General features: G+C 47.9%; 24 protein-coding genes and 3 tRNA genes. 11 read left to right on the top strand and 16 right to left on the bottom strand.

Translation table 11 applies throughout. The features are described 5' to 3' along the window. Window positions 1-181: 181 nt before the first annotated feature. The 5 genes from ACUZ8J_RS07765 to pspA all read right to left on the bottom strand — a co-directional run bounded on the left by ACUZ8J_RS07765 (window position 182) and on the right by pspA (window position 4,249). A complete protein-coding gene (locus ACUZ8J_RS07765; RefSeq protein ID WP_446693510.1) occupies window positions 182-1,384 on the bottom strand; it encodes a TIGR01620 family protein in 1,203 nt (400 codons plus the stop codon). Continuing rightward, window positions 1,381-2,841 (bottom strand): YcjX family protein, encoded by a 1,461-nt coding sequence (locus tag ACUZ8J_RS07760; protein ID WP_126511579.1) that lies wholly within the window; start codon window positions 2,839-2,841, stop codon window positions 1,381-1,383. Before ACUZ8J_RS07760 ends, ACUZ8J_RS07765 begins: the two co-directional genes overlap by 4 nt. Before the next feature lie 94 nt (window positions 2,842-2,935). Beyond that, window positions 2,936-3,322, bottom strand: a complete 387-nt coding sequence (pspC, locus tag ACUZ8J_RS07755; RefSeq protein ID WP_011623234.1) for an envelope stress response membrane protein PspC — start codon at window positions 3,320-3,322, stop codon at window positions 2,936-2,938. Beyond that, entirely contained in the window at window positions 3,309-3,548 is a 240-nt protein-coding gene (gene pspB / locus ACUZ8J_RS07750) for an envelope stress response membrane protein PspB (RefSeq protein ID WP_089067504.1), read from the bottom strand. Before pspB ends, pspC begins: the two co-directional genes overlap by 14 nt. Before the next feature lie 17 nt (window positions 3,549-3,565). Then, a complete protein-coding gene (pspA, locus tag ACUZ8J_RS07745; protein WP_011717539.1) occupies window positions 3,566-4,249 on the bottom strand; it encodes a phage shock protein PspA in 684 nt (227 codons plus the stop codon). A 178-nt stretch (window positions 4,250-4,427) separates the two neighbouring features. Between pspA and pspF the strand changes: the two genes are divergently transcribed. The 8 genes from pspF (at window position 4,428) to ACUZ8J_RS07705 (ending at window position 12,535) form a co-directional block, all read left to right on the top strand. Beyond that, complete coding sequence (pspF, locus tag ACUZ8J_RS07740; protein WP_446693509.1) at window positions 4,428-5,516, top strand: phage shock protein operon transcriptional activator; 1,089 nt, start codon at window positions 4,428-4,430, stop codon at window positions 5,514-5,516. Between the two features lie 69 nt (window positions 5,517-5,585). Further along, the gene (sapA, locus tag ACUZ8J_RS07735) at window positions 5,586-7,211 is read left to right on the top strand and encodes an ABC transporter substrate-binding protein SapA (protein WP_089067501.1); all 1,626 of its coding nucleotides are present in this window, start codon (window positions 5,586-5,588) and stop codon (window positions 7,209-7,211) included. Further along, window positions 7,211-8,242: an ABC transporter permease gene (locus ACUZ8J_RS07730; protein WP_011623239.1), complete on the top strand. Its 1,032-nt coding sequence runs from the start codon at window positions 7,211-7,213 to the stop codon at window positions 8,240-8,242. Before sapA ends, ACUZ8J_RS07730 begins: the two co-directional genes overlap by 1 nt. Then, complete coding sequence (locus tag ACUZ8J_RS07725; protein ID WP_011623240.1) at window positions 8,229-9,119, top strand: ABC transporter permease subunit; 891 nt, start codon at window positions 8,229-8,231, stop codon at window positions 9,117-9,119. The genes ACUZ8J_RS07730 and ACUZ8J_RS07725 overlap by 14 nt, the downstream gene beginning before the upstream one ends. A gap of 3 nt (window positions 9,120-9,122) precedes the next feature. Next, window positions 9,123-10,130: a peptide ABC transporter ATP-binding protein gene (locus tag ACUZ8J_RS07720; RefSeq protein WP_011623241.1), complete on the top strand. Its 1,008-nt coding sequence runs from the start codon at window positions 9,123-9,125 to the stop codon at window positions 10,128-10,130. Further along, entirely contained in the window at window positions 10,111-10,896 is a 786-nt protein-coding gene (locus tag ACUZ8J_RS07715; RefSeq protein ID WP_011623242.1) for a peptide ABC transporter ATP-binding protein, read from the top strand. The genes ACUZ8J_RS07720 and ACUZ8J_RS07715 overlap by 20 nt, the downstream gene beginning before the upstream one ends. Before the next feature lie 105 nt (window positions 10,897-11,001). Next, window positions 11,002-12,213 carry an enoyl-ACP reductase FabV gene (gene fabV / locus ACUZ8J_RS07710; protein WP_446693508.1) on the top strand — a complete coding sequence of 404 codons (1,212 nt, stop codon included), beginning with the start codon at window positions 11,002-11,004 and terminating at the stop codon, window positions 12,211-12,213. Window positions 12,214-12,322: 109 nt separating this feature from the next. After that, window positions 12,323-12,535 (top strand): TOBE domain-containing protein, encoded by a 213-nt coding sequence (locus tag ACUZ8J_RS07705; RefSeq protein WP_446693507.1) that lies wholly within the window; start codon window positions 12,323-12,325, stop codon window positions 12,533-12,535. Window positions 12,536-12,685: 150 nt separating this feature from the next. On the opposite strand, the gene ppiD is transcribed toward ACUZ8J_RS07705, so the two are convergent. The 9 genes from ppiD to ACUZ8J_RS07660 all read right to left on the bottom strand — a co-directional run bounded on the left by ppiD (window position 12,686) and on the right by ACUZ8J_RS07660 (window position 21,790). Further along, window positions 12,686-14,551, bottom strand: a complete 1,866-nt coding sequence (gene ppiD / locus ACUZ8J_RS07700) for a peptidylprolyl isomerase (protein ID WP_109285618.1) — start codon at window positions 14,549-14,551, stop codon at window positions 12,686-12,688. A 226-nt stretch (window positions 14,552-14,777) separates the two neighbouring features. After that, complete coding sequence (gene hupB, locus ACUZ8J_RS07695; protein ID WP_011717547.1) at window positions 14,778-15,050, bottom strand: nucleoid-associated protein HU-beta; 273 nt, start codon at window positions 15,048-15,050, stop codon at window positions 14,778-14,780. A gap of 259 nt (window positions 15,051-15,309) precedes the next feature. Further along, the gene (lon, locus tag ACUZ8J_RS07690; protein WP_088210741.1) at window positions 15,310-17,667 is read right to left on the bottom strand and encodes an endopeptidase La; all 2,358 of its coding nucleotides are present in this window, start codon (window positions 17,665-17,667) and stop codon (window positions 15,310-15,312) included. Window positions 17,668-17,797: 130 nt separating this feature from the next. Then, on the bottom strand, window positions 17,798-19,078 hold the full coding sequence (gene clpX / locus ACUZ8J_RS07685) for an ATP-dependent protease ATP-binding subunit ClpX (protein WP_011717549.1): 1,281 nt from the start codon (window positions 19,076-19,078) through the stop codon (window positions 17,798-17,800). Between the two features lie 99 nt (window positions 19,079-19,177). Beyond that, window positions 19,178-19,786, bottom strand: coding sequence for an ATP-dependent Clp endopeptidase proteolytic subunit ClpP (gene clpP / locus ACUZ8J_RS07680; protein WP_011717550.1), 609 nt, complete (start codon window positions 19,784-19,786; stop codon window positions 19,178-19,180). A gap of 89 nt (window positions 19,787-19,875) precedes the next feature. Beyond that, window positions 19,876-21,180: a trigger factor gene (gene tig / locus ACUZ8J_RS07675; RefSeq protein WP_446693506.1), complete on the bottom strand. Its 1,305-nt coding sequence runs from the start codon at window positions 21,178-21,180 to the stop codon at window positions 19,876-19,878. Between the two features lie 262 nt (window positions 21,181-21,442). Further along, window positions 21,443-21,518, bottom strand: a tRNA-His gene (locus ACUZ8J_RS07670). A 9-nt stretch (window positions 21,519-21,527) separates the two neighbouring features. Beyond that, window positions 21,528-21,604 (bottom strand) — tRNA-Arg (locus ACUZ8J_RS07665). A 109-nt stretch (window positions 21,605-21,713) separates the two neighbouring features. Next, window positions 21,714-21,790: transfer RNA gene (locus ACUZ8J_RS07660), tRNA-Pro, on the bottom strand. 261 nt (window positions 21,791-22,051) lie between these two features. Between ACUZ8J_RS07660 and folD the strand changes: the two genes are divergently transcribed. Beyond that, entirely contained in the window at window positions 22,052-22,906 is an 855-nt protein-coding gene (folD, locus tag ACUZ8J_RS07655) for a bifunctional methylenetetrahydrofolate dehydrogenase/methenyltetrahydrofolate cyclohydrolase FolD (protein WP_011623249.1), read from the top strand. A gap of 222 nt (window positions 22,907-23,128) precedes the next feature. On the opposite strand, the gene cysS is transcribed toward folD, so the two are convergent. Next, on the bottom strand, window positions 23,129-24,508 hold the full coding sequence (gene cysS, locus ACUZ8J_RS07650) for a cysteine--tRNA ligase (protein ID WP_374917544.1): 1,380 nt from the start codon (window positions 24,506-24,508) through the stop codon (window positions 23,129-23,131). 140 nt (window positions 24,509-24,648) lie between these two features. Between cysS and ACUZ8J_RS07645 the strand changes: the two genes are divergently transcribed. Both ACUZ8J_RS07645 and ACUZ8J_RS07640 read left to right on the top strand, forming a co-directional pair. Next, window positions 24,649-25,140, top strand: a complete 492-nt coding sequence (locus tag ACUZ8J_RS07645; protein ID WP_011626603.1) for a peptidylprolyl isomerase — start codon at window positions 24,649-24,651, stop codon at window positions 25,138-25,140. Between the two features lie 9 nt (window positions 25,141-25,149). After that, the gene (locus tag ACUZ8J_RS07640; protein ID WP_446693505.1) at window positions 25,150-25,869 is read left to right on the top strand and encodes a UDP-2,3-diacylglucosamine diphosphatase; all 720 of its coding nucleotides are present in this window, start codon (window positions 25,150-25,152) and stop codon (window positions 25,867-25,869) included. Window positions 25,870-25,978: 109 nt separating this feature from the next. Here ACUZ8J_RS07640 and miaE read toward each other — a convergent pair whose 3' ends face one another. Further along, window positions 25,979-26,749 carry a tRNA isopentenyl-2-thiomethyl-A-37 hydroxylase MiaE gene (miaE, locus tag ACUZ8J_RS07635; protein ID WP_086902628.1) on the bottom strand — a complete coding sequence of 257 codons (771 nt, stop codon included), beginning with the start codon at window positions 26,747-26,749 and terminating at the stop codon, window positions 25,979-25,981.

The following is a 26,749-nucleotide window of genomic DNA, read 5'->3' as shown; positions in this document are numbered from 1 at the left end:
CCCCGCCGAGCGGGTGAAACCAGTGCCATGGTGAAAATAGCATCAGCGGCGCTGTAACTAAGTTGTTACATTCAGAGGTTTGGGGCAGGAAATCTGCGATAAAAAATGCGCTAATGACAGGGTCATTAGCGCATTAGCATTTAGCCTAAAGTGCAGTCGCGGTGTTGCGCACTCGGATAGGTTATTTCTCTTTAGGTGTTGAGCCTGTTTTAAGCTCAGCAGCCTCTAATTGGCTCTTAAGCGCATCGCGCCCGTCTTTAGTCAATAACTTACCGGCAAACTGTTTAAGCTCAATCAACAACTCTTGATGAACTTTCGATAATTTGGGGCGCTGCTCCTCCCTCAACTGAATTGGTCGACACAACGCCATGGCTTGATACCCTAAGCGCGCTGTGAGCAGCCCGCCACCTAAACCTTGGGCGAGCCGTGCAGATAATTTCCCCGTCATCTCAACCGACAGCAGTTGGGTACCCAAATCGGTCACTAGCTCGCTGGTACCGGCATAGATGATGTTAATGATGATGCTGCGAATGAGTTTAATCCGGCTCCAATAGCCTAACTCGATCCCATAACAGACGGCGACATCCCGCAGCATGCGTTGGTTACGCCAAAGAATAATGGCCATATCCAATGCCGCCAGCGGACTCGCGGCAAGCAACACGGCAGACTCGGCCGCGTATCGACGGACGATTTTTTTCGCCAGTTCATCCCGCTCAGTAAGCACTAAGTCCTCAAATAACAGCACTTTTTCAGCATCGTTATGTTCATCTTTGAGCGACTGACGCAGCCGCTGTAACCCCTGACTATCGGGATAATGCCGCACTATATTATTGATAAAACCATCGGCCTCGCCCATTTGCATACTGAGGGCAAGCCTTGCGCCCGACTCTTGCGTATCGGCAACCTGCTTGAGGCGTTTTAATTTACGGTATTCGCCCAAGGCTGTGACCATTGCCCAGCTGCCGACTAAACCGAGTACTGCGCCATAAAAGCTAAATAACCAAGGGCTTGATAACCAAGCGTCCCGCAAACCTAGTGCCGTTTGCACTAAAACCAGTAGCAATAACCCAAAGACGGATAAGCGCGCTAGCCAAGACCAACGGCGAGATTGATGCAGTTTTGGCCGAATGGATGACACATCCAATGCTTGTGGATGAGCCGCTAAGGCATCATCGACAACTTCATCCACCGCTTTTAAGGGTGTCTGTGGTGCAAAAGCTTGGGCACTCTTTAGCTCATCAGAGGCAGACTGCAGTTTGACCTTATCAGAATCAAATACTTGTTGTTTTTTGAGCGGTTGGCTTCCAAGTGTATTTTCAGACATTGGCTTATCAAGCCCGTTTGTCTCTGACTCACTTGAAGGTGGTAACGAATCTAAACTCATTCCAATTTATCCCCCACGAGATACTGCAGAAGGTGATCGAGACGGATATGGTCAAAATGCACCGAAGATGGGTCCACATTGCTGTTATTCGGCGGAGCAAATCCCATAAAATGAAACCCTTGGTCGCGCCAAAAGTTGGGCTCGGGTAAGCGAGTGGGCACTTCGCCGGGAAAAAGCGTCAGGGCTTGGCCGTTCAATCCAATCCCCTGCACGACTTCCACATCCCCTTCTTGAGTGGTTACCATGCCATGACGCGTCGCCTTAATAGCACTAATGGCCATAGTCTCGACTTTACAACCATCGAAACTGGCAAAGTGTTGGCTGTGTTTGAGCATATCGGTGAGCAGGGATAACACATGACTTTGTTGGTCCCGCGTCACATGGTCAACCTTACTGGCAGCAAATAATAATCTGTCTATCCGCGGCGCAAACAATCGGCGTAAGTAACTGGATTGGCCGTATTGAAAACTCTCCATAATGGCATTTAATGCGGCGCCCATATCCTCAAACTGGGTTTTGCCACGGTTTAAGGCGCTGAAGCAATCAACCAGCACTAACTGGCGATCAAACCCCGCAAAATGCTGTTTATAGAAAGGTTTAACAACCTTGGCTACGTATTCTTGGTAGCGTTTTTCTAGGACATGAAAAGCACTGTGTTTATCGCTTTGCTTAAGCTCGCTCCATTGATTGTCTGTCACCGATAACAGCGGAAAAAACGCCAGCAGCGGCGCGCCTTCCCATTCCCCTGGTAATAACATTCGTCCGGGTTGTGCCTGATAATACCCCTGCACATGCACTAAATCGTGCAAGAGTTGCTGATACTGATCGGCAATGCGTTTAAGCTGCAGCTCATCGGCCGCCTCGGTTAAATTGAGCGCACTTAACGAAGTTTGAAACTCTGCATACAAAGGCGAGCTTTTTAACACAGCGACACGTTGTTGCTGCGCGCTGCACCACTCGATAAAGCTTTGACGCAGCATAGGTAAATCTAATAGCCACTCGCCGGGATAATCGACAATATCTAAATACAGCGTTGCGGTATCGGCAAACTTGGCTAGCAGCCCCTTCTGCGGCTGGTATTTGATGGCTAAGCGCAACTCAGAAATTGTACGGGTCGATGCTGGCCAAGTCGGAGGCGTCGAAGTAAGCGCTAACATTGCGCCCTGATAATCGAAGCTGGCAATTTCAAGATCCGGCTGCATCGCCCGCTTCACCCCGAGCAAACGTTGCTCACGGCTTACTTGCCACAGAGGTAAAGCATTCCCATGGCGGGAATGGGATACCTGAGAAGCCGCGCCACTATTGAGTAGTTGGTTGACTAATCCGGTAATAAATGCGGTTTTGCCCGCCCCCGATAACCCTGTTACCGCGAGTCGTAAATGCCTGTCTGCCGTTCTATGGAGCAGGGATTGGCTCTTCTGAGTTAATTTATGGAGCGAAACGTCAAGCATTCCCATAAGGATGTCCCTAAATGTTGAATGAGGTTAACTATACACTGGAATTGACGGGAGATTAAGCAACAAGGGCGGACATGGCCGCCCTTTAGAGGGATTACAAGCTATTGATTTGTCTTTTTAAATCAAAGTTATCAGATGTTACATGGCGTTCAAGGTTTTGCAGTCTCACCTCTAGGCTTCTAAATTGCCTGCTCACATCGCTCAGCGCTTGTTTAGCAGGCTCTCCCGATTGCCAAGGTTTCTTCTTCACCTCGATGTCATCCCTAACAGTGCTATTTTGGGGTTTGATGTCGAGTATCACCCATAACGCAACATAGATGATAAACACAACGCCCGAACCACCTAATAGGAAGATAGAAACCGCAAGTACCCGCACTAACCATGTTTCAATTGCAAAGTATTCGGCTATCCCCGCACACACACCTGCGACTTTACCTGACTGGGGAATGCGATACAAAGTACGGCCACTAGTTCCTCTCATGTTTGCCCCTCCATTCAGGCGATTCTGTATCCAGAATAGCCTCTAAGGTTTCGATGCGTGCAGCCATCTTATCGGCTTTAGCAATCAAATCATTGAGCTGTGAAAACTCTTCCTCAGTGAGTCCCTGGCTCACTTGTCGCTTACTGCGATAATGAAGAACTAACCATATTGGCGCCACCACTATCATAAAGATGATAATTGGTGCCATTAGTATGTCCATATCCATAACTCACCTCTGAATTGTTATTCTTTTGACTTAGTCGCGGCTTTGCCTTTTACTTTGGCCTTTAATGCTTCCAGCTCGGCATTCACTGAATCTTCAGCTTCCAGTGCGGCAAACTCATCGGCTAATGTCTTTTTATTACCCAGATCGTAAGATTCAACCTGCGCTTCTAACCCTTCGACACGGCGCTCATATTGCTCAAATTTCAGCATAGCGTTGTCGATTTTGCTTGAGTCTAACTGCTTCTTCACTTCTAAACGTGATGAGGCGGTTTGTTTACGCAAAATAATGGTCTTTTGGCGCGCCTTAGCATCCAGCAACTTTTCTTGCAGCAGGCTAACTTCATCCTTTAAGCGCACAATGTGCTCATCGATCACGGCCAACTCTTGGTTTAAGGTATCCACTAAACCCGCGGCTTTTTGTTTTTCAACTAAAGCTGCTTTGGCTAAATCTTCGCGATCCTTCGACAGTGCCAGCTCTGCTTTGTCTTGCCAATCTTGAACTTGTTCTTCAACACGGCTGATACGACGGATTAATTCTTTCTTTTCAGCTAACACTTTTGCTGATGTTGAACGAACTTCTACCAGTGTATCTTCCATCTCTTGGATAATCAGACGAACCATTTTTTCAGGGTCTTCTGCTTTATCGAGTAATGCGCTGATATTGGAGTTAATGATATCGGCGAAACGAGAGAAAATTCCCATAATGCTATCCTCAAATTGATGTTGGTCTCGCTTAGGGCAATACACTAAGTGTGCCAACTTTTATTTTGTGTTTAAATTCATAAAGATAAACATATTTTTAACTTTTTTCTTTATTTTATGGCTCAAGCCACTTATTATCATTTTCACCAAAATTTAGCGCGAAAGACTAAAAAATATCGTGGATAATAAATTTCAGCAAGACAACCTCATCGGCCAATCGAACGCCCTACTCGAAGTATTAGAGCATGTGTCGCAGATTGCGCCGCTCTCTAAACCTGTGCTCATTATTGGGGAACGGGGTACGGGGAAAGAGCTGATTGCTGAACGCTTACATTATCTGTCTAAACGCTGGGATCAAAGTTTTATTAAACTAAATTGTTCATCTTTGAGTGAAAATTTGCTCGAAAGTGAATTATTCGGCCATGAGTCAGGTGCCTTTACTGGCGCCAAAGGTAAACACGAAGGCCGTTTTGAGCGCGCCGACGGCGGCACCCTATTCCTCGATGAGCTAGCCAACACCTCGGGATTAATCCAAGAAAAACTGCTGCGGGTCATCGAATATGGTGAGTTTGAACGGGTCGGCGGCAGTAGAACTATTCAAGCGGATGTGCGCCTGATTTGCGCCGCGAACGAAGATTTACCTTCACTGGCCGACGCCGGCGAATTTAGGGCCGACTTGCTCGACCGTCTGGCGTTCGATGTGATCACCTTGCCGCCGCTGCGTTGTCGCCCCGAAGATATCATGACCTTAGCCGAATACTTTGCCGTGGGCATGGCTAGGCAACTTAAGCTGGAACTCTTCAGTGGCTTCAGTGCCAGCGCGGTCGAACAGCTGATGAGTCATGACTGGCCGGGGAATATCCGTGAACTTAAAAACGTGGTCGAGCGCAGTGTGTATCGCAGCAGCGGCGAAAACCGCCCTATTGAGCAGATTATTCTCGACCCTTTTGCCTCCCCCTATCGCCCAACCACGCGAGTGCGTACCCGCGAGCGTCAAATCACGGCACCTGAAGCGCCGCAGAGCGCGCCAGTAGTCACGTCGACCAAAACCGATACCGACACGGCGGTCATTGCAGAGTCCATCAGCAACTCATTTAGTTTTCCCTTGGACTTTAAAGAGCAAACCGAGCGCTATGAGATGGAGCTCATTCAACAAGCCTTATCGGCCAGTCAGTACAATCAAAAGAAGACGGCTGAAATCCTTGGTTTAAGCTATCACCAGCTGCGCGGCATTCTGAAAAAGTACAATTTGCTCGATAAAGCATAAGCAGATTGCCCACGGGCGAGATGCACTGCTAAAATAGCCGTTCATAGTCGATAAAATAATGATTTATAAATGAGTGTGCTAATAAGACGCCTGTGCCTATCAACTGCAGTTTTCTGCATGAGTGGGTTGTTGGTTGCATGTGGCCCCCAACGACTCCCTTCTGGTTTGGTCTATTGTTCCGAAGGGAATCCCGAGTCTTTTAATCCGCAGTTAGTGACCTCAGGCACCACTATCGACGCGACCTCACACCAAATTTATAGCCGCTTAGTGGACTATGACGCGCTCTCAGGTCAGCTGGTACCTGCGCTGGCCACCAGTTGGGCCGAGAGTGATGATGGCTTAAGTTACCGTTTTACCCTCAGGGAAAATGTTAAGTTTCAACATTCCTCCCGTTTTACCCCGAGTCGCGATTTTAACGCCGACGATGTGCTGTTTTCCTTCAATCGGATTATCGACAAACATCACCCTTACCATGGCGTATCACGTACCGGTTATCCCTTTTTCCAAAGTATTGGCTTTTCTGAACAAGTTAAAAGTGTCGAAAAAATCAATGACCACGAGGTGATCTTTCGGCTAGCGCGCAAAGATGCATCGTTTTTATCGAATCTCGCCACCGACTTTGCCGTTATCCTCTCGAGCGAATATGCCGATCAGCAACTAGCACTTGGGCATCCAGAAAATCTCGATCATTTCGCCATCGGTACAGGACCTTTTACCTTAGTGCATTACGCCAAAAACGAATATATTCGCTATCGACGCAATCCCGACTTTTGGGGCGAGCCCGCCAAAGTCGATATGCTGGTATACGATATCACCCCAAAAAGCACAGTCAGACTGGCCAAACTTATCGCCGGTGATTGCAGCGTATCGGCCCTGCCCAAAGCGGGTGAGTTGCCCGTTATCAAGCAACATGAACAGCTGAGCATTGAGTCTCAACCCGGTCTTAACGTAGCCTTTTGGGCCTTTAACACGCAAAAACCTCCTTTAGATGATGTACGCGTGCGCCGCGCCCTCGCCTATGCCGTTGATAAGCAAAATATCTTACGGGCCGTATATCAAAACACCGCCATAGAAGCCATAGGGGTGTTGCCGCCAGCGTCTTGGGCCTACGACAGCAATAAAAAACTGTTAGATTACAATCCGCAAAAAGCGCGCGATTTGTTGAAAGAAGCGGGAATAAAACATCTCAGCATCGATATTTGGGCCATGCCCGTTGCCCGCGCTTACAACCCTAACGCGTTAAAAACCGCCGAGTTAATTCAATCTGACTTGGCCAATATCGGTGTAAAGGTCAATATCATCAGTTACGACTGGAGCGTCTTTAGCCAAAGATTGAGCCGAGATGAATATGACTCAGTCCTCATCGGCTGGAACGCCGATAACAGCGACCCCGATAACTTCTTCACGCCATTGCTGAGTTGCTCGGCGATGCAATCAAACAACAACCGCTCTCGCTGGTGCAACAAAGAGTTTGATGCCATTCTAGACAGAGCGAGGGAAGTCTCGACTCAGGCCGAGCGCAAGGAAATTTACCAAGAGGCCGAGGCCTTCTTAGCCGAGCAAGTGCCAATGTTGAGTCTGGCCCACGCCAAGCGAGTCGCACTCACTCGCAGCAATATCCATGATATGCAGTTAACCCCTTTTGGCGGCATCTCATTTGCCCGAACCAGCCAAGCTGAGCAGGAGACGCACTGATGTTCAGATACCTGTTACGGCGCCTCAATCTGTTTCTTGCCACTTCGCTAGTGATGGTCGGCGTGTTGTTTTATGCAACTGGCTTGTTTCCGGTTGAACGCACCTTCGCCCTCACAGGGATCCATGCGCCATCAGAGAGCCAACTGGTGCAAATTGAGCAGGACTATAAGTTAGATAGCAATAAAGCCATGCAGTTTATTGCTTATTTACAGCAAAGGCTGAGCGGCAATTTGGGCGTTTCTGTCACCTCGCACCAGAGCGTGGCCGAAGAATTAAGCTCTGTGCTACCCGCCTCCTTCGAACTTGCGGTGATGGCGGCTGTGATAGCCATTGGTTTAGGTGTGCCGCTTGGCGTGTTAGCCTCCCAGAGTCAACATAAACTCACCCAAAATACCATTATGGCGATTACCCTGACGGGCTATTCTGTTCCTGTATTCTGGTTAGGTTTGTATTTGTCACTCTGGTTTGGTGTCGACCTAGGCTGGCTGCCAATTTCAGGGCAACTCAATCTTTTATATGAGATAAAACCCGTTACGGGATTTATGTTGGTCGACATTTTACTGTCCGATTCGGAATATCGCATATCGGCCTTTAAAGATGCCTTATTGCATATCGTGCTGCCCGCCACCACACTCGCAGTGCTACCTTTTACCGTGGTCGTACGCAGCACTCGCTCGGCAATGATGAATGTGATGAACCAAACCTTTATCCGCGCCGCCGAAGCCAGAGGCATGCACACCAACACCATTATTTTGCGCCACGCCTTACCCAACGCGCTGATCCCAGTATTAAAGCATTTGGGGTTAATGCTCGGAGCATTTGCGAGCTATGCGATTGTTGTTGAAATGATTTTCTCTTGGCCGGGAGTAGGTTCTTGGTTGGTGTCGGGTATTTATCAGCGGGATTATACGGTTATCCAGGGCGGGATTTTAGCCGTAGCCTTGTTGATCATCTTTTTAAGTATTTTGATTGAAGTGCTGCATACCGTCTTCAATCCCTTGAGCAGAAAAGATCTTTATGCCTCCAATTAAAATTTATCAGGAAGATCAAATCGCCTCGCCCATGATGCGGGTCTGGCAGAATTTTTCGGCAAACCCCTTTGCCTTAGCGGGTCTGTGGACCATTGCTTTTCTGCTGCTGCTCACCCTGTTCGGGCCTATGATTGCCCCCTTCTCCCCTGAGGCGCAGGATCCACGGGCATTACTCTTGCCGCCCTCTTGGGACCCTTCGGGCACAGTGGCGCACTTTTTGGGCACCGACGATCTAGGTCGTGATATTTTTAGCCGCTTGCTACATGGGGCACATTTAACCTTCGGCATGGCGCTGATGATTGTCGGCACCGCATTGTTTATGGGGTTCATCATCGGCTCGCTCTCCGGCATGATGCGCGGCCTAAAGTCCAGTATTTTGGGGCACTTGCTCGATGCATTGCTGTCTATCCCTTCACTATTAATGGCGATTTTAGTGGTTGCCGTGATGGGGCCTGGGCTTGAAAACGTCTTCTGGGCTGTGGGCATTGCCTTAACGCCGCAGTTTGTACGTTCCATTCACCAATCGGTGCATGAAGAGTTACAGAAAGAATATGTGACTGCCGCCCGTTTAGACGGTGCTAATTCGCTGCAGATTTTTTGGTATGTGATCATGCCAAACGTCTGGGAAGTAGTGATTATTCAAACCACGTTAGCCATTTCTGCCGCGATTTTAGATATTGCCGCACTTGGCTTTTTAAGCCTTGGCGCCCAAGCTCCCAGTCCTGAATGGGGTGCAATGGTCGCCCAAGGTATGGATAATTTGTTGACCGCCCCTTGGACAGTGACCATTCCAGGGCTGGCGATTCTTTTTAGTGTGCTCGCCATTAACTTGGTGGGCGATGGCTTGAGATCGGCGCTTGCGCCCATCAGAAACTAACCTATGCCATTACTCGACGTTAGAAACCTGACCATTGAACTCGATACGCCCCACGGCAGAGTTCGCGCCCTTGAGAAAGTGAGTTTGACCCTGAACGCAGGGGAAATCCACGGTCTCGTGGGAGAATCAGGCTCGGGCCGTAGTCTGCTCGCTAGAGCCATTCTTGGGATCCCAGGCCCCAATTGGACCATTACCGCCGACCGCATGATGTGGGATGGTAATAATCTGATGGCTATGACCTCGAAGGAGCGCCGTAATCTGATGGGTTCAGATATGGCGATGATCTTCCAAGACCCGTCTGGCAGTCTTGACCCTTCGCAAACCGTGGGTAGTCAGCTGATGCAGGCCATGCCTAAGAATCCTAAGGCTTACTTTTGGCAAAAGCACAAACACGCCAAACAGACAGCGCAAAAATGGCTGCATAAGGTCGGGATTAAGAATCCGCAAAAGGTCATGTCCAGCTATGCTTGGGAGCTTTCGGAAGGCGAATGCCAAAAAGTGATGATCGCGATGGCAATTGCCAACCAACCGCGATTATTGATCGCCGACGAACCGACAAACTCGATGGAGCTGAGCACTCAGGCACAGATTTTCCGCCTACTATCACAGCTTAACCAGCTACAAAACGTGTCAATTTTAATCATCAGCCACGAGCTTGAAACCCTGGCACAATGGTGCGATCACCTATCCGTGCTCTATTGCGGTCAAGTGATGGAGTCAGGCCCAACGGAAGAACTGATCAATCAGCCCTATCATCCTTACACTAAGGCACTCTTGGATAATATGCCGGATTACTCGGGGATAGAGGCGCACAAGGCCATTATGCCGACCCTGCCAGGCTCGGCCCCCGCCCTGCAGCATCTGCCTATTGGTTGCCGCTTAGGGCCACGATGCCCTGAGGCACAAAAGAAATGCGTTAATCAGCCAAGTTTGAGTCATTTACGAGACCGCTACTTTGCCTGCCATTTCCCTTACCACGGTGAAACGACAAATGACGACCCCACTGCTTAAAGTTAACGACCTCTTTAAGAGGTACGATACCGGCTATAAAGGCTTTACCCGCCAATATAACGATGCCTTAGCACCGGTTTCATTTGAATTAAACCGCGGCGAAACCTTAGCTATCGTGGGTGAAGCGGGTTCAGGTAAGAGTACCCTCGCGCGTATTTTGGTGGGCGCAGAACCCCGTAGCGGCGGTGAAATTTACTTTGAGGGCGAGGCGCTGGACAGCCGCAATATTAAGCAGCGCTGCCGTCTTATTCGGATGATTTTCCAAGATCCCAATACCTCACTCAATCCAAGGCTCACCATTGGCCAATTACTGGATGAACCGCTGCGCTTTAACACTGAGTTATCCGCCAAGGAGCGTAATGGCCAAGTGATTGATACCTTGAGGAAGGTCGGTTTATTACCCGAGCATGCGGATTTTTATCCTCATATGATTTCCGAGGGGCAAAAACAGCGGGTTGCGGTGGCACGGGCACTGATGCTCAATCCAAAAATCATCATCGCCGACGAGGCCTTAACCGCCTTGGATCTCTCGGTACGCTCACAGATCCTTAATCTGCTGCTTAAACTGCAGAAGGACTTAGGCTTGTCCTATATCTTCGTGTCCCATAACCTGAATATTATTCGCCATGTCAGCGATAAAATTATGGTGTTACACAAAGGCGTGATGGTTGAGAAAGCCCCAACAGAACAGATATTTAATTCGCCTCAGCACGAATATACCCAAAGGCTGATTCAGGAGCAGAGCCTGTTTGTTCATAAGCGTTAAACTGCTCCAACCACTTAAATATTCAGGCGAATTGGCTAAAAATAGATGCCATTTAGCCGCCGAAGTATTTATCCTATTGGTCATTTTGATAGAAGAAGCTTAAACATGATTATCAAACCCAAAATTCGTGGATTCATTTGTACCACAACTCATCCCGTTGGTTGTGAAGCTAACGTTCAAGAACAAATTGCTTTAACCAAAGCCAAAGGCAAAATCGCCAACGGTCCGAAGAAAGTACTTGTTGTTGGTTCATCAAGTGGTTATGGCCTGTCTTCACGCATTGCCGCCGCCTTCGGTAGCGACGCTGCAACTATTGGTGTGTTCTTCGAAAAGCCGGGTACTGAAGCCAAACCTGGTACCGCGGGCTGGTACAACTCTGCCGCTTTCGACAAGTTTGCCAAAGCTGAAGGTCTGTACTCTAAGAGCATCAACTGCGATGCCTTCAGCCATGAAGCTAAGCAAAAAGTTATCGACCTTATCAAGCAAGATTTAGGTCAAGTCGACATGGTGGTCTACTCATTAGCATCACCCGTGCGCAAACTGCCTGACTCTGGTGAGCTAGTGCGTTCTGCGCTCAAGCCAATCGGTGAAGTGTATACAGCGACCGCCGTTGATACCAACAAAGACTGCATTATCGAAGCCACCGTAGAGCCTGCGACTGAGCAAGAAATTGCCGATACTGTCACTGTGATGGGCGGTCAAGATTGGGAACTGTGGATTAACGCACTTGCCGAGGCTGGTGTATTAAGCGATAACTGCAAAACCGTAGCCTACAGCTATATCGGTACTGAGTTAACCTGGCCAATCTACTGGCACGGCGCATTAGGTCAAGCCAAGATGGACTTAGACCGCGCAGCTAAAGCCCTAAATGATAAACTCGCGGCCAAAGGCGGTAGCGCTAACGTTGCCGTGCTGAAGAGCGTTGTGACTCAAGCCAGCTCTGCCATCCCTGTGATGCCACTGTATATTGCAATGGTATTTAAGAAGATGCGCCAAGAAGGCCTGCACGAAGGCTGTATGGAGCAAATCTATCGCATGTTCAGCGAGCGTCTGTTCCGTGCCGATGGTGCAAAACCAGAAACCGACAGCGACAACCGTCTGCGTTTAGACGATTGGGAGCTGCGCGAAGATATCCAGCAGCATTGCCGTGATCTGTGGCCACAAGTGACCACTGAAAATCTGTCAGAGCTGACCGATTATCAAGAATATAAAGCCGAGTTTATCAAACTGTTCGGCTTTGGCATCGAAGGCATCGACTACGATGCAGATGTGAATCCATACGTTGAGTTCGATGTGATCGAGCTGCAATCGAATTGATTGAATAATCACGATAAAGCGCCACCCTCGGGTGGTGTTTTTATTTGCCGCAAATGCCGTACGATAGGCTAAACTAGCATGACCATTCAACACAAACTAAGGACAAAGAATGAAAATCAGTGCACGTAATACCCTGAGTGGCACTATTACCGCTATCGAAATTGGCTCTGTAAACAACGAAGTCACTATCGAACTGGCACCGGGCGTAGTGTTAACCTCTGTCGTCACTAAAGCATCCTGTGAGCGTTTAAACTTGAAGGTAGGTGATTCGGCTTATGCACTCATTAAAGCCAGCTGCGTGATGATTGGCGTGGATGATTAAGCGGCAGAAATAGCGCACTTATCGTTTGATAACGCGGGTTCAAGACAAACAAAAAGGCCAAGTAAACACTTGGCCTTTTTCTATTTGCATCGCGAAAGCAGTTTTTGCTTCGCAAAAATAAGGGATAAGCTCAGTTATCCCTTATTGCCATTAACCTTCTACAGGATAATGAACTTTCGCATTCGCTTTCAGTGACTCAATCAGACCGCGGTAATCCGCTTCGCTGTATTGTGCATTTAAGCGTTGTTTCAGCGCATTGACTAACTCATCGCTAACTGACTCTGCCGCGTTCACTTTATCCAGTGCAATCACAGCGTAGCCATTGGCTAAACCAACAGTGTCAACCACAGGTGCAGCACTCGGCGTCGGCATTTGGAAGGCTTTGCCCACAATGGCTGCATCTACATCTTGTGCGCCACGGCCCAGTTTAGTCTTAGCCGTTAGAGTCACATCCGTCGCACCCGCTTTAACTTGGGTCATCAGCTCTTGCGCTTTAGCACGTGCCGCTTCGTTCGCTTGATCTTGCTTCAAACGCTCAGCGATGTCGGCCTTCACTTCGGCTAATGGCATAGTGCCCGCATCGTGATGTTCCTTCATACGGATAACCACAACATGGTTTGGCTCAAGTTCAATGACTTCACTGTTTAGACCTTGGCGTAAAACCGTGTCAGAGAATGCGGCTTTAACTACGTCAGGCTTGTTCAATGCCGCTGGCACATCATCGCGTGAGAACATTGGCGTAGTCTTAATCTCAACGCCAACCACTTTCGCGGTTTCGGCTAAAGTATCAGGCACTTCGTAGCTGGTATCAGCCAGTTTGCTCTGTAAGCTATAGAATTGATCGACCGCTTTTTTCTCTTGCAACTGAGCCACAATCTTCGTTTTGACATCGGCAAATGGCACTGTTGTACCAGGCTGAACGTCTAACAATTTGATGATGTGGAAACCAAAATCCGTTTTCACGACCGCTGAATGCTGACCTTTTTGCAGTGCAAACAGTGCAGTATCAAAGCTTGGGTCCATTACACCGGGTTCAAACCAGTCTAATTTACCGCCCTGCTCCGCACTTAAGGTATCTTCAGAATTGGCTTTGGCTAACTCGGCAAAATCAGCACCGTTATCTAGCTGCTTAGCTAAATCTTCAGCCTTGGCTTTCGCCGCCGCTTCATCGCTGCCTGGGCCAATGAGAATGTGCGCCGCTAAACGTTTCTCGTTAGACACATATTGCGTCTTGTGTTCATCGTAGTAAGCCTGAGCTTCTTCATCGGTAACTTTGCTGTCTTTAGCAAAATCAGCCGCGTTTAACTCAACGTACTCTAAGCTCACCTTCTCAGGGCTCATAAACTGGCCTTGGTTAGTGTCGTAGTAGTTTTTAACTTGCTCGTCTGTCACAGAGGCATTAGCAAGGAATGGCGCAGAATCCACGACTAAGTAGCGAATGTCGCGAGTTTGACCTTGCAGCTCAGCTAGTTGCTTAGCTTCACCAGGTAGTACGAATTCAGTGCCCACTAACGCCGCAGTTAACTGACGACGAGTCATATCGACACGCATCATGCTTCTGAAGGTTTGTGGCTGATAGCCTAACTGACGCAAAATCGCCTGATAACGGTCGTTATCGAATTTGCCATCGGTTTGGAAAGCGGGTTCTGATTTAATCGCCGTGATAATTTGTTCGTCAGACACACGTAGCCCCATCGCGGCGGCAGCTTGGTCAATCAATTTATCGGCCACTAAACGTTCGAGTACGCTCTGCTTGATGCTTTCTAGGTATCTTTCGTCGGCAGATAACGCAGCAAACATTTCGCCCAGTTGTTGCTCCATACGAGCGCGTTCGCTCTGATAGGCCTGCTCTAACTCGGCTTTAGTGATTTTGTCACCGTTGACTTCTGCGGCAGGGACGTCCGATTTTGAGCCTAGATAGCTACTTACGCCTGCAAATGCAAAAGATAAAATCACAAGTACGAGAATGCCTTTAGCAATCACGCCTTGCGAACCGTCGCGGATCTTTTCTAACATCAGATTTCTCGCTCGTTGCGATTAACAAAATAAAAAGGCGCATCAATTTGAGATGCGCCTTTCTGTAATTTATGGGGATTATTCAGACGCTACCACTGGTAAGTACTAAAACCCCGAGTAATGGTAGAAATTGTGCTTCAAAATCCATTACTTTCAATTCGTAAAAAGCACTGTTTAAACAGTGCTTATCATTACGAACGCCTTACAAAGGCTACGATATCAAAAATTAATTGACAGCGTCTTTCAGAGCTTTACCAGCTTTGAATGCTGGAATTTTTGCTGCTGCGATTTTGATTTCTTGACCCGTTTGTGGGTTGCGACCAGTACGCTCAGCACGTTCACGCACTTCAAAAGTACCAAAACCAACAAGAGAAATTTTATCGCCTTCTTTCAGACCTTCGGTCACAGCAGCGATAAAAGAATCCAGTGCACGGCCAGCAGCGGCTTTAGAAATGTCAGCACCAGAAGCGATTTTCTCGATTAGTTCAGATTTGTTCATGTCATCCCCTTGAATGTAATTTTTTTGCGCCGCAACCAAATCCGTCTCTAGAGCGGTCTGCGGAGGCTTTTATAACAAGCTTGAATTCAAAGTTCAAGCTGAGTTCGAAAACCAAAGAAATAAAACTGGATACAGCTCAAAGCCAGTTGCGCCAAGGGCTTGGAGCAACCGACTCTCCACAGACCTAGGCTACCACAGGTCTGCGCTTTGTTAAGCCCCTTTTTTCATTTTTTTTAGCGTGATAGCGCATTTTCTTGCGTTATGCCAAGTTTTTAACCACTTCGAAGCCTTCAACCGGTCTTTCCAGCGCCAGTTTTAACACTTCGTCGACCCAACGCACGGGACGAATTTCCAAATCGGCAATCACATTGGCAGGAATTTCTTCCAGATCACGCTCGTTTTCTTTTGGAATAAGTACCAATTTAATGCCACCACGGTGTGCCGCGAGCAGTTTTTCTTTTAAACCGCCGATAGGTAACACTTCTCCGCGTAAGGTAATTTCACCCGTCATCGCCACATCGGCGCGCACAGGATTACCCGTTAAGCTAGACACTAATGCGGTACACATTGCCGCGCCCGCAGATGGACCATCTTTTGGCGTCGCCCCTTCTGGCACGTGAACATGGATATCACGCTTCTCATAAAAGTCGCCGTTGATACCTAATTGTTCCGCACGGGCACGTACGACCGTCATTGCCGCTTGAATCGACTCTTGCATCACATCGCCAAGTGAGCCTGTATAGGTCAACTTACCTTTGCCTGGCACTGATGTCGCTTCAATGGTGAGCAGATCGCCACCCACTTCGGTCCACGCCAAACCTGTGACTTGACCGATTTGGTTGTTCGACTCCGCCTTACCATAATCAAAACGTTGCACACCGAGGAAAGACTTGAGATTGTCCGCGGTCACCGTGACTGACTTGATGGATTTATCCAGCAGGATCATTTTCACGACCTTGCGGCAGATCTTCGACAATTCACGCTCTAGTGCACGCACACCAGCTTCACGGGTGTAGTAGCGGATAATGCCGACGATTGCACTGTCTTCGATATGAATTTCGTTCGCTTTAAGACCGTTACGCTCGATTTGCTTGGTCAGTAAATGCTGCTTAGCAATATTGAGCTTCTCATCTTCGGTGTAACCCGACAGACGAATGACTTCCATACGGTCCAGAAGTGGACCTGGAATATTCATCGAGTTCGAGGTCGCCACGAACATCACATCGGATAAGTCGTAGTCGACTTCGAGGTAATGGTCGTTAAAGGTCGCGTTTTGTTCAGGATCAAGCACCTCTAACAGTGCTGACGCTGGGTCGCCACGCATATCCGAGCTCATTTTGTCGATTTCATCGAGCAGGAATAAGGGGTTTTTCACGCCCACTTTAGCCATCTTTTGAATGACTTTACCCGGCATTGAGCCAATGTAAGTACGGCGATGACCACGGATTTCCGCTTCATCACGCACACCGCCTAAGGCAACACGCACATACTTACGACCGGTTGCTTTCGCAATCGATTGACCTAATGAGGTTTTACCTACCCCTGGTGGGCCGACTAAGCACAGGATAGGCCCTTTAAGTTGACGCACACGGCTCTGCACTGCCAAGTATTCCAGAATACGGTCCTTGACCTTTTCTAGACCATAGTGGTCGGTATCCAGTACTTCTTGGGCTTTGGCTAAATCACGTTTGATTTTAGAGCGTTGGCTCCAAGGCACTGAGGTCATCCAATCCACGTAGCTGCGAACCACGGTCGCTTCGGCAGACATAGGTGACATCATGCGTAATTTATTGAGCTCAGCGACGGCCTTCTCTTTGGCATCACTTGGCATGTTGGCTTCTTCAATCTTACGATTTAAGACTTCAAACTCGTCGTGGCCTTCGTCTAAGTCACCCAATTCTTTTTGGATGGCTTTCATCTGCTCGTTCAGATAATACTCACGCTGGCTCTTTTCCATCTGTTTTTTAACGCGGGTACGGATACGTTTCTCGACCTGTAGCAGGTCAATTTCCGACTCCATCATCGCCATTAAATATTCCAGACGCTCACCGACGTTAGTCATCTCCAGCACGGACTGTTTGTCCTCAAGCTTGAGTGGCATGTGGGCCGCCATAGTATCGGCAAGGCGCGCCGCTTCATCGATGCCCGAGAGCGAGGTTAAGACTTCAGGCGGGATCTTCTTGTTGAGCTTGATATAGCCTTCAAACTGGCCAATCGCGCTGCGAACCAAGACTTCCTCTTCTTTATCTTCTAAAGGCTCAGATTCTAGATACTCCGCCTTAGCCACAAAGAAATCTACTTCTTGGGTATAACGGGTAATACGGGCGCGACGACCACCTTCGACCAGTACTTTTACCGTACCGTCAGGCAGTTTAAGCAGTTGCAGAATAGACGCCACTGTACCGACTTCAAAGATATCGTCTTTGGTCGGCTCGTCTAACTCAGCGTCACGCTGAGCGACTAAAATAATTTGCTTATCCTGGGCCATTGCCGTTTCGAGACAACGAATCGATTTTTCTCGGCCAACGAACAACGGAATTACCATATGGGGATAGACCACCACATCTCTCAGTGGTAGCACGGGGAGTTCGATATGCGCTTCACGCTCTAAGGTCAGTTCGATTCCGTTTAGATGAAAGGGATTAGTTAAGGAGTATATTGGGGCGCTTTAGTGGGTTTCAATGGGCAAAATAAAAAAAGGAGCCCGATGGACTCCTTGATTTTCAGATTATTAGCAATCAGTACAATTATTGCTCGCCAGAGGCAGCTTGCGCTTCGTTGCGCTCGTAAATCAGGATTGGTGCAGACTCACCATTCACCACTGATTCATCGACAACCGCCTTCACCACGCCCTCAATCGAAGGAATATCGTACATAGTATCGAGTAAGATACCTTCAACGATTGAACGTAGACCACGGGCACCGGTTTTGCGTGACATGGCTTTATGTGCAATCGCTTTGAGCGCATCTTCGCGGAACTCTAGCTCAACCCCTTCCATCTCAAACAGCGCGTTGTATTGTTTTGTCAGCGCGTTTTTAGGCTCAGACAGAATTTGCACTAATGCTTCTTCGTCCAGCTCGGTCAGCGTCGCTACAACGGGCAGACGACCGATAAACTCAGGGATCAAGCCGTATTTAACTAAGTCCTCGGGTTCGACTTGAGATAAGGTTTGCGAAATCGTTGCCTTATCTTTCTCACCCTTGACCTGCGCACCGAAACCGATGCCTGAACCGACGTGAGCACGCTGTTCAATCACTTTTTCAAGGCCAGCAAAAGCACCACCACAGATAAACAGGATCTTAGAGGTATCTACCTGTAAAAACTCTTGCTGCGGATGCTTACGACCACCTTGAGGTGGAACCGCGGCAACCGTACCTTCAATAAGCTTCAGCAACGCTTGCTGTACGCCTTCACCCGATACGTCACGGGTAATCGACGGGTTATCCGATTTACGGCTGATTTTGTCGATTTCGTCGATATAGACGATACCGCGCTGTGCCTTTTCAACATCGTAATCGCACTTTTGCAGCAGCTTTTGAATGATGTTTTCAACGTCTTCACCCACATAACCCGCTTCGGTTAAGGTGGTGGCGTCCGCCATAGTAAATGGGACATTCAATGAGCGCGCCAACGTTTCTGCCAGCAGTGTCTTACCACTGCCCGTTGGACCAATCAGCAGAATGTTACTCTTGCCTAATTCTACGCCATCTTTAGGAGAAGAATTTCTCAGGCGCTTATAGTGATTGTATACAGCGACAGACAGCACTTTCTTGGCTCTGTCCTGACCAATCACATAATCGTCTAAATGCGCACGCAACTCATGTGGCGTTGGCAATTTATCATTATCACGCTTAGGGGAGATTTCTTTAATCTCTTCACGAATGATGTCGTTGCATAATTCAACACATTCGTCGCATACGTATACTGATGGGCCTGCAATCAGTTTTCTGACTTCATGCTGGCTCTTACCGCAAAAAGAGCAGTACAGCAATTTACCGCTGTCACCATTATTTTTGTTGTCGCCCATTAATTACCTCATTTGCAGTCTGCTCTACTGCTTGTCTTAAACTTGCTAACCCTTTACTGGGCTTTGCTTAATAGAGCATAGCCCAGTCAAAAGTAAAAATCAGCCGCGTTTAGTCATCACTGCGTCAACTAAACCATATTCAACAGCTTGAGTCGCACTCATGAAGTTGTCGCGATCGGTATCACGTTCAATCACTTCGAGTGGCTGGCCAGTGTGCTCTGACAACATCAGGTTCAGTTTATGCTTGATGCCTAAGATCTCTTGGGCATGAATAGCGATATCAGAAGCCTGACCTTGGAATCCACCCAGTGGTTGGTGGATCATCACGCGAGAGTTAGGTAAGCAGAAACGCTTGCCCTTTTCACCACCGGCTAATAAAAACGCGCCCATGCTGGCCGCTTGACCAATACACACAGTGCTGACGTTCGGCTTAATAAACTGCATGGTATCGTAAATCGCCATACCCGCAGTGACTGAGCCACCGGGTGAGTTGATATATAAGAAGATATCTTTATCTGGGCTTTCTGACTCGAGGAATAGCAACTGCGCCACAATCAGATTCGCCATATGCTCTTCAACTTGACCCACTAAAAAGATAATCCGCTCTTTTAACAGACGAGAATAAATATCGAATGAGCGTTCACCCTTAGCCGTCTGTTCGATCACCATAGGCACTAAAGCACTTTGTATGTCTGACGCATTATGCATTATTCGTTTCCCTAAATAAAAATGGCTCGCATGAGGAGCCTCATACGAGCCATTATAAATGGCGAACTGCCAATCAAGTCAAGCTTAGCTTATGCGCGACCTGTAGCCTTGTTCATAAATTCTTCAAAAGCGACTTCTTTTTCGGTCACTTTGGCAGTTTTCAGCAGTGCTTCAACAGCTTGCTCTTCAAGCGCAACGTTGCGCATGTTTTGCATCAGCTCTTTGTTGCTGTTGTAATACGCAACAACTTCACTTGGATCTTCGTAAGCAGAAGCCATAGAAGCGATTAACGCTTGTACACGCTCATCTTCAGCTTTCAGCTCGTTAGTCTTGATAACTTCGCCTAATAACAGACCGATTTTCACGCGACGAGCCGCTTGCTCAGTGAATAATTCAGCTGGCAGTTCTGGCATGTTAGCCGTTTGACCGCCGAAACGTTGCATCGCTTGTTGGCGCAGTACGTTAACTTCGCCATCGATCAGTGCTTTTGGCAGTTCGATGTCGTTGTTGGCTAATAAACCAGTGATCACTTGCTCTTTCACGTTTGCTTTTAACGCTTGCTCAAGTTCACGGTTCATGTTTTTACGGATTTCAGTTTTCAGAGCTTCTAAGCCGCCTTCGCTGATTCCGAATAATGCTGCAAACTCATCGTTTACTTCTGGTAAGTTAGCCGCTAACACTTCAGTTAACGTGATAGCAAACTTAGCTGCTTTACCTTTTAAGTTTTCAGCGTGATATTCTTCTGGGAAAGTCACGTCGATAACGAATTCTTCACCCGCTTTGTGACCTAAGATACCCGCTTCGAAACCAGGGATCATACGGCCGCTGCCTAATTGCAGTTCGAAATCATCAGCTTTACCGCCTTCGAATTCAACACCGTCAACTGAACCAACGAAGTTCATTTTCACTTTGTCGCCATCAGCCGCTTCACGCTCAACCGCTGCGAAAGTCGCGTGTTGCTTACGTAAGGTTTCGATCATGCTGTCTACGTCAGCATCGGTTACAGACGCTTTTGGTTGTTCTACTTCGATTGCATCTAAACCTTTCAGCTCGACTTCTGGGTAGATTTCGAAAGTCGCTACGAATTCGAATTTTTCACCGTCAGTCGCACCAGGTACGAAAGTGGGTGCGCCAGCTGGGTTTAATTTCTCAGCGATGATCGCTTCGATAAAGTTACGTTGCATCACTTCACCAGTGATGTCTTGACGAATAGCGGCGCCATAACGTTTGTTGATTACAGTAACAGGCACTTTGCCAGGACGGAAACCTGGGATACGAGCACGCTTAGCTTCACGTTGTAAACTGTCTTTAACCAGTTTTTCAATTTGTTCAGCAGGAACAGAAATGGTCAGGCGACGCTCTAGGCCTTGGGTTGCTTCAACAGAAACTTGCATTGTTTTACCTCGAAATTTGTCTAACGTCCTTTGTAATAGTCGAGTCATCAACTATTCAGGTATTCGTTTCTTGATCATTAAATTTGACTACAATGCCCACCACTATTGGCTTTCGGCACAGGTCGCTGTTAGTTGATATCTATCAAGACGCGACATTATAGCCACCGTTTTGTGCAGAGTCGAGCCTCTACGGCCGAATCTAGGGTATAAAAAAAGCGACCAGAGGTCGCTTTTTTTATTTTGTACTCAAAGTACTTAAAAATGGGGTGACTGATGGGGCTCGAACCCACGACAACCGGAATCACAATCCGGGACTCTACCAACTGAGCTACAATCACCACTGAAACTGGCACGCCCGGCAGGATTCGAACCTGCGACCATCCGCTTAGAAGGCGGATGCTCTATCCAACTGAGCTACGGGCGCATGGTTTACAGACTCTGCTGTATCCTAACCTACGTGGGATAACTGACTTAGGTTATCCGCTATTACCCGCTCAAATTAACTGAATAATCATGAGCCAATAATATTAAAGTGGTCGGTGATAGAGGATTCGAACCTCTGACCCTCTGGTCCCAAACCAGATGCGCTACCGGACTGCGCTAATCACCGATAATCATTGTTTTCAGAGCAAATGAGCACATCTGCTTGAGAACGGAGCGCATCTTAGCCCCTCACTTTGCACCCGTCAACGATTTTTTTAAGCATTCAAACTAGATGCTGAATTATCAGGCGAATACGCCTGTTTTTATCCATTTCGCCGCGGCTTTCACCATGACACACCCGCAACGCCCTGTTAAAATAGCCGCGATTGCCACTCTCTGTGTTAACGACAGTTTTCACCATCGCCCATATAAAGGATATCCTACACCCATGACAGCCCAAATAATCGACGGCAAGGCGATTGCTCAATCCATCCGCACACAACTTCGCGAAAAAGTAACTGCCCGCAAAGAGGCAGGACAACGCGTACCAGGTTTAGCCGTCATTCTCGTGGGAGCCGACCCCGCTTCTCAGGTTTATGTTGGTAGTAAACGTAAAGCCTGTGAAGAAGTGGGATTTATTTCTCGCTCTTACGATCTCGATACCAGTTATACCGAAGAAGCATTATTAGCCCTTATCGACGAACTCAATGATGATCCGACGATCGACGGTATCTTAGTGCAGCTCCCTCTACCTGCGCATATCGAAGACTCTAAAGTGATCGAGCGTATTCGTCCCGATAAAGATGTCGACGGTTTCCACCCCTATAACGTTGGCCGTTTAGCCCAGCGCATCCCCGTATTACGTTCATGCACCCCCATGGGGATCATGACTTTAATCAAATCAACGGGTGTCGATACCTATGGATTAGATGCCGTTGTGGTAGGCGCATCAAACATTGTCGGCCGCCCAATGACACTTGAGCTATTGCTTGCGGGCTGCACCACAACCACATGCCATCGCTTTACGAAAAATCTCGAACAAAAAATCCGTCAGGCCGATTTAGTCGTGGTAGCCGTGGGTAAACCTGGCTTTATCCCAGGTGAATGGATTAAACCGGGCGCCATTGTTATCGATGTGGGTATTAACCGCTTAGAAAACGGCACCTTAGTGGGCGACGTGCAATATGATGTCGCGGCGCAAAACGCCAGCTTTATCACCCCAGTCCCAGGTGGTGTCGGCCCTATGACGATTGCCAGCCTACTTGAAAATACCCTGTATGCGGCAGAGCAATATCACGACTAATGTGCTTCGCCATCGCGTAGATAATGGCTTAAGTTATGGCGTAAGTTATGGCGCAAATCGCAGCATTTAAACCTGCGATTTAGCCATCTAAGCTCAGTAGCCGGTAACGCAATAACATGAGCTTAATCAAATACGTGAGACCATAAAAAAACCTGCCATTGGCAGGTTTTTTATTATCGCTACGAATCAAACTTAAGCGATGGGATTATTTCTTACGACAACCTATTTCTTACGCCAAGTCGTACCGCTTGGACCATCTTCTAAAACCACACCAAGCTCATTTAAACGATTACGCGCAACATCAGCCGCAGGCCAATCTTTCTCGGCGCGGGCACGATTACGCTCAACGATCAGCGCTTCAATCTCTGCCACTTCATCATCGCTCCCCTCGCCTTTAAAGAAGGCATCGGGCGCTTGATGCAATAATCCCAACACATCGGCCAGTTGCTTCATGGCAACGGCCATAGCAGAAGCCTGCGCCATATCAGTGGTTTTCAAACGGTTGATTTCACGTACCATATCAAACAGCACTGAGTAAGCTTCTGGCGTATTAAAGTCATCATCCATTGCCGCTTTAAACTTAGCGACAAACTCTTCAGCTGGTGCAGGCGCTACCGTCAGGTCAACATCTTTAATCGCAGTGTATAAACGCTCTAAGGCGGCACGCGCCTGCTTGAGGTTTTCTTCTGAGTAGTTAATCTGGCTACGGTAGTGACCCGATAGCAGGAAGTAACGCACAGTTTCAGCGTCGTAATGGCCTAATACATCACGAATAGTGAAGAAGTTACCTAGAGACTTGGACATCTTCTCGCGGTCAACCATCACCATGCCTGTGTGCATCCAGTAATTCACGTACGGCGTATCATGGGCGCAGCAAGACTGAGCAATTTCGTTCTCATGGTGAGGAAATTGTAAATCTGAACCGCCACCGTGAATATCAAAATGCAGACCTAAGTGCTTACTGTTCATTGCCGAACATTCGATATGCCAGCCTGGACGGCCCGGACCCCATGGCGATTCCCATGTTGGCTCGCCCGGTTTAGACATTTTCCATAGCACGAAATCCATTGGATTTTGCTTGTTATCGTCAATCTCAACCCGTGCGCCCGCCTGTAATTGCTCTAAGTTCTGACCGGACAGACGGCCGTACTCAGGGAATGAGGCCACACTGAATAGCACATCGCCATCGGCTGCCACATAGGCATGACCACGGGCCAGTAAGCGCTCAACCATATCGATGATTTCGGCAATGTGCAGAGTAGCACGCGGTTCGAAATCGGGACGGATCATATTCAGCGCATCGAAATCCTTGTGCATTTCACCAATCAAGCGATCGGTTAATGTATTGCAATCTTCTTGGTTTTCGTTGGCGCGTTTGATGATTTTGTCATCAATATCGGTGATGTTACGTTGAAAATTCACTTCATAACCCGCGTAACGCAGGTAACGAACGATCATATCGAAGGAAACAAAAGTACGCCCATGGCCAATATGACACAGATCGTATACGGTCACCCCGCATACATACATCCCAACTTTTCCGGGAGTAATTGGCTTAAATTCCTGTTTTTGGCGGGTAATACTGTTGTAAATCTTCAACATCGGCATTCTCTTCAATGATAGATTCGAGTGTAAAATCAAGGGGTCAGTCTACCACGCTGACGAGGGTTTTGAATACTGCACTTTGCGTGCAATCCGAGATAAGTTAGAATCGCGCCACTATTTACTGAGAGTATGAAAACATGATCACATTACACACTAATTTTGGCGACATTAAACTGCAACTGAACGCCGAAAAAGCACCGCTGACCGTGGCAAACTTTATGAAATATGTTGACGAAGGTTTCTTCGACGGCACCATTTTCCACCGTGTAATTGACGGCTTTATGATCCAAGGTGGTGGCTTCACCACTGAAATGAGCCAAAAACGTTGCCATGAGCCAGTGAAAAACGAAGCCAACAACGGTTTATCAAACCGTACCGGTACTATCGCGATGGCGCGTACTTCTGATCCACACTCAGCGACGGCTCAGTTCTTCATCAACGTAAACGATAACACCTTCCTCGATTTCAAATCTGAAAGCATGCAAGGCTGGGGTTACTGCGTATTTGGTGAAGTGGTTGAAGGCATGGACATCGTTGAAAAAATCAAAGCTGTCAGCACTGGTAACCGTGGCATGCACCAAGATGTGCCATTAGAAGCGGTTGTGATTGAAAAAGTAAGTGCGGCCTAATTCCCTAGGATGCGGACCTTATTTATTGGCGATCTGCACTTAAGTGCCGATCGCCTCGATATCACCCAAGCCTTTAATCGTTTCCTCGATACAGAACTTGATGATGCCGATGCCCTCTACATTCTGGGGGATTTATTTGAGGTATGGGTCGGTGACGATTTAGCCGCGCCTTTTGCCCTCGAATTAGCGCGCAAGCTCAAACAAATCTCCCAGAGATTGCCCATCTACTTTATTCACGGAAATCGTGACTTTATGTTAGGCAAGCAATTTGCCGATGCTGCGGGTATGCAAATGTTGCCCGAAGTCACTTGCTTAGATCTCTATGGTGTTAATACAGTTATCTTGCACGGCGATAGCTTGTGCACCTTAGATAAAGCCTACCAACGCTTTCGTAAATTACGCAGTTTTGCCTTCGCCCGTTGGCTTTATAGCTGTTTGCCGAAGAGAAAACGTCAAGCGATTGCCAATAAGATCCGCAGCAATAGTCAGAGCAGCAATCAACAAAAAAGCTATGTCATCATGGATGTGGAACCGAGTGCGGTGGATGCATTATTTGCCCAGACTCACTGCAAACAGATGATCCACGGTCATACCCACAGACCCGCCATCCACAACTTAACTCATGGCTGTAAACGTATTGTGGTCGGTGATTGGTACGAGCAAGGCAGTGTGTTGGTGGTCAGCGCCGACGGCGTAGATTTAAAAAGCCTGCCCTTCGACGCCAGCTAAGAAACGATAGTGTCTTCACCATTAATACATCGAACCGCTTAGGCCTCATACCTGAATATGGTTGAGGCCGCTACTTGTATTGCCACTAGGCAACTGAGGGTTATTGCCACTAGGCAACTAAGGGTTGACCACTGTGGAAATGAAACTCGTCATCGGGCGCGATAATTAATTCAGCTTCCCTCTCGCCCAAATAAGCCACCCGCTCAGTAATATCTTCCGTTGAAACGAGCTGCGCCAGCTTAAGATAATCCTCAAAATGACGCGCCTCAGAGCGCAGTAAGGACACATAAAACTTACTTAACTCTGCATCCAAGTAAGGCGCTAATTTGGCAAAGCGCTCACAGGAGCGCGCCTCAATGTACGCACCCACAATCAACTTATCCCGCAGAATATCCTTCTCATGGGTGGTCACGTGGCTCATCATGCCCTTTGCGTAACGCCCGGCACGAATATTGCGATACGGAATGTGCCGTGCGTGCATCAACTCCAGCACTTGCTCAAAATGATGGAATTCTTCTTTTATCAAACGAATGAGTGGCGGAATAAGATCCTGAGCAAAGGCAAAATGCTGATTCGGCTGTAGATTGGCAACCAGCTCGTTCTTTTTAACGTCGCGAGCCAAAAACTGCTCGATATCGCGATCCTTGTGATAAACAAATTCCTCATAGGGTTTTGCCCACGCCAATAGCGATTGCCCGCTGTCTTTATCTAATGCGTATCGCCTCAATAAGAACATCGCAGTCTGCGCCGCTTTTAGCTCACAATTACAATGGTCGATTAAGAGTTCATCTAACGAGGCAGAGGCTCTTGCCATATCAATCCAAGTTTGCGGCGTCTCACAACGAAGAAACGCATGAACAGGTGCCAATAATTGCTGCAT

The sequence above is a fragment of the Shewanella sp. Koi 1 genome (assembly GCF_052907445.1).
The sequence above is the reverse complement of the archived record's forward strand: the minus strand, read 5'-3'. Positions and strand labels throughout refer to the sequence as shown.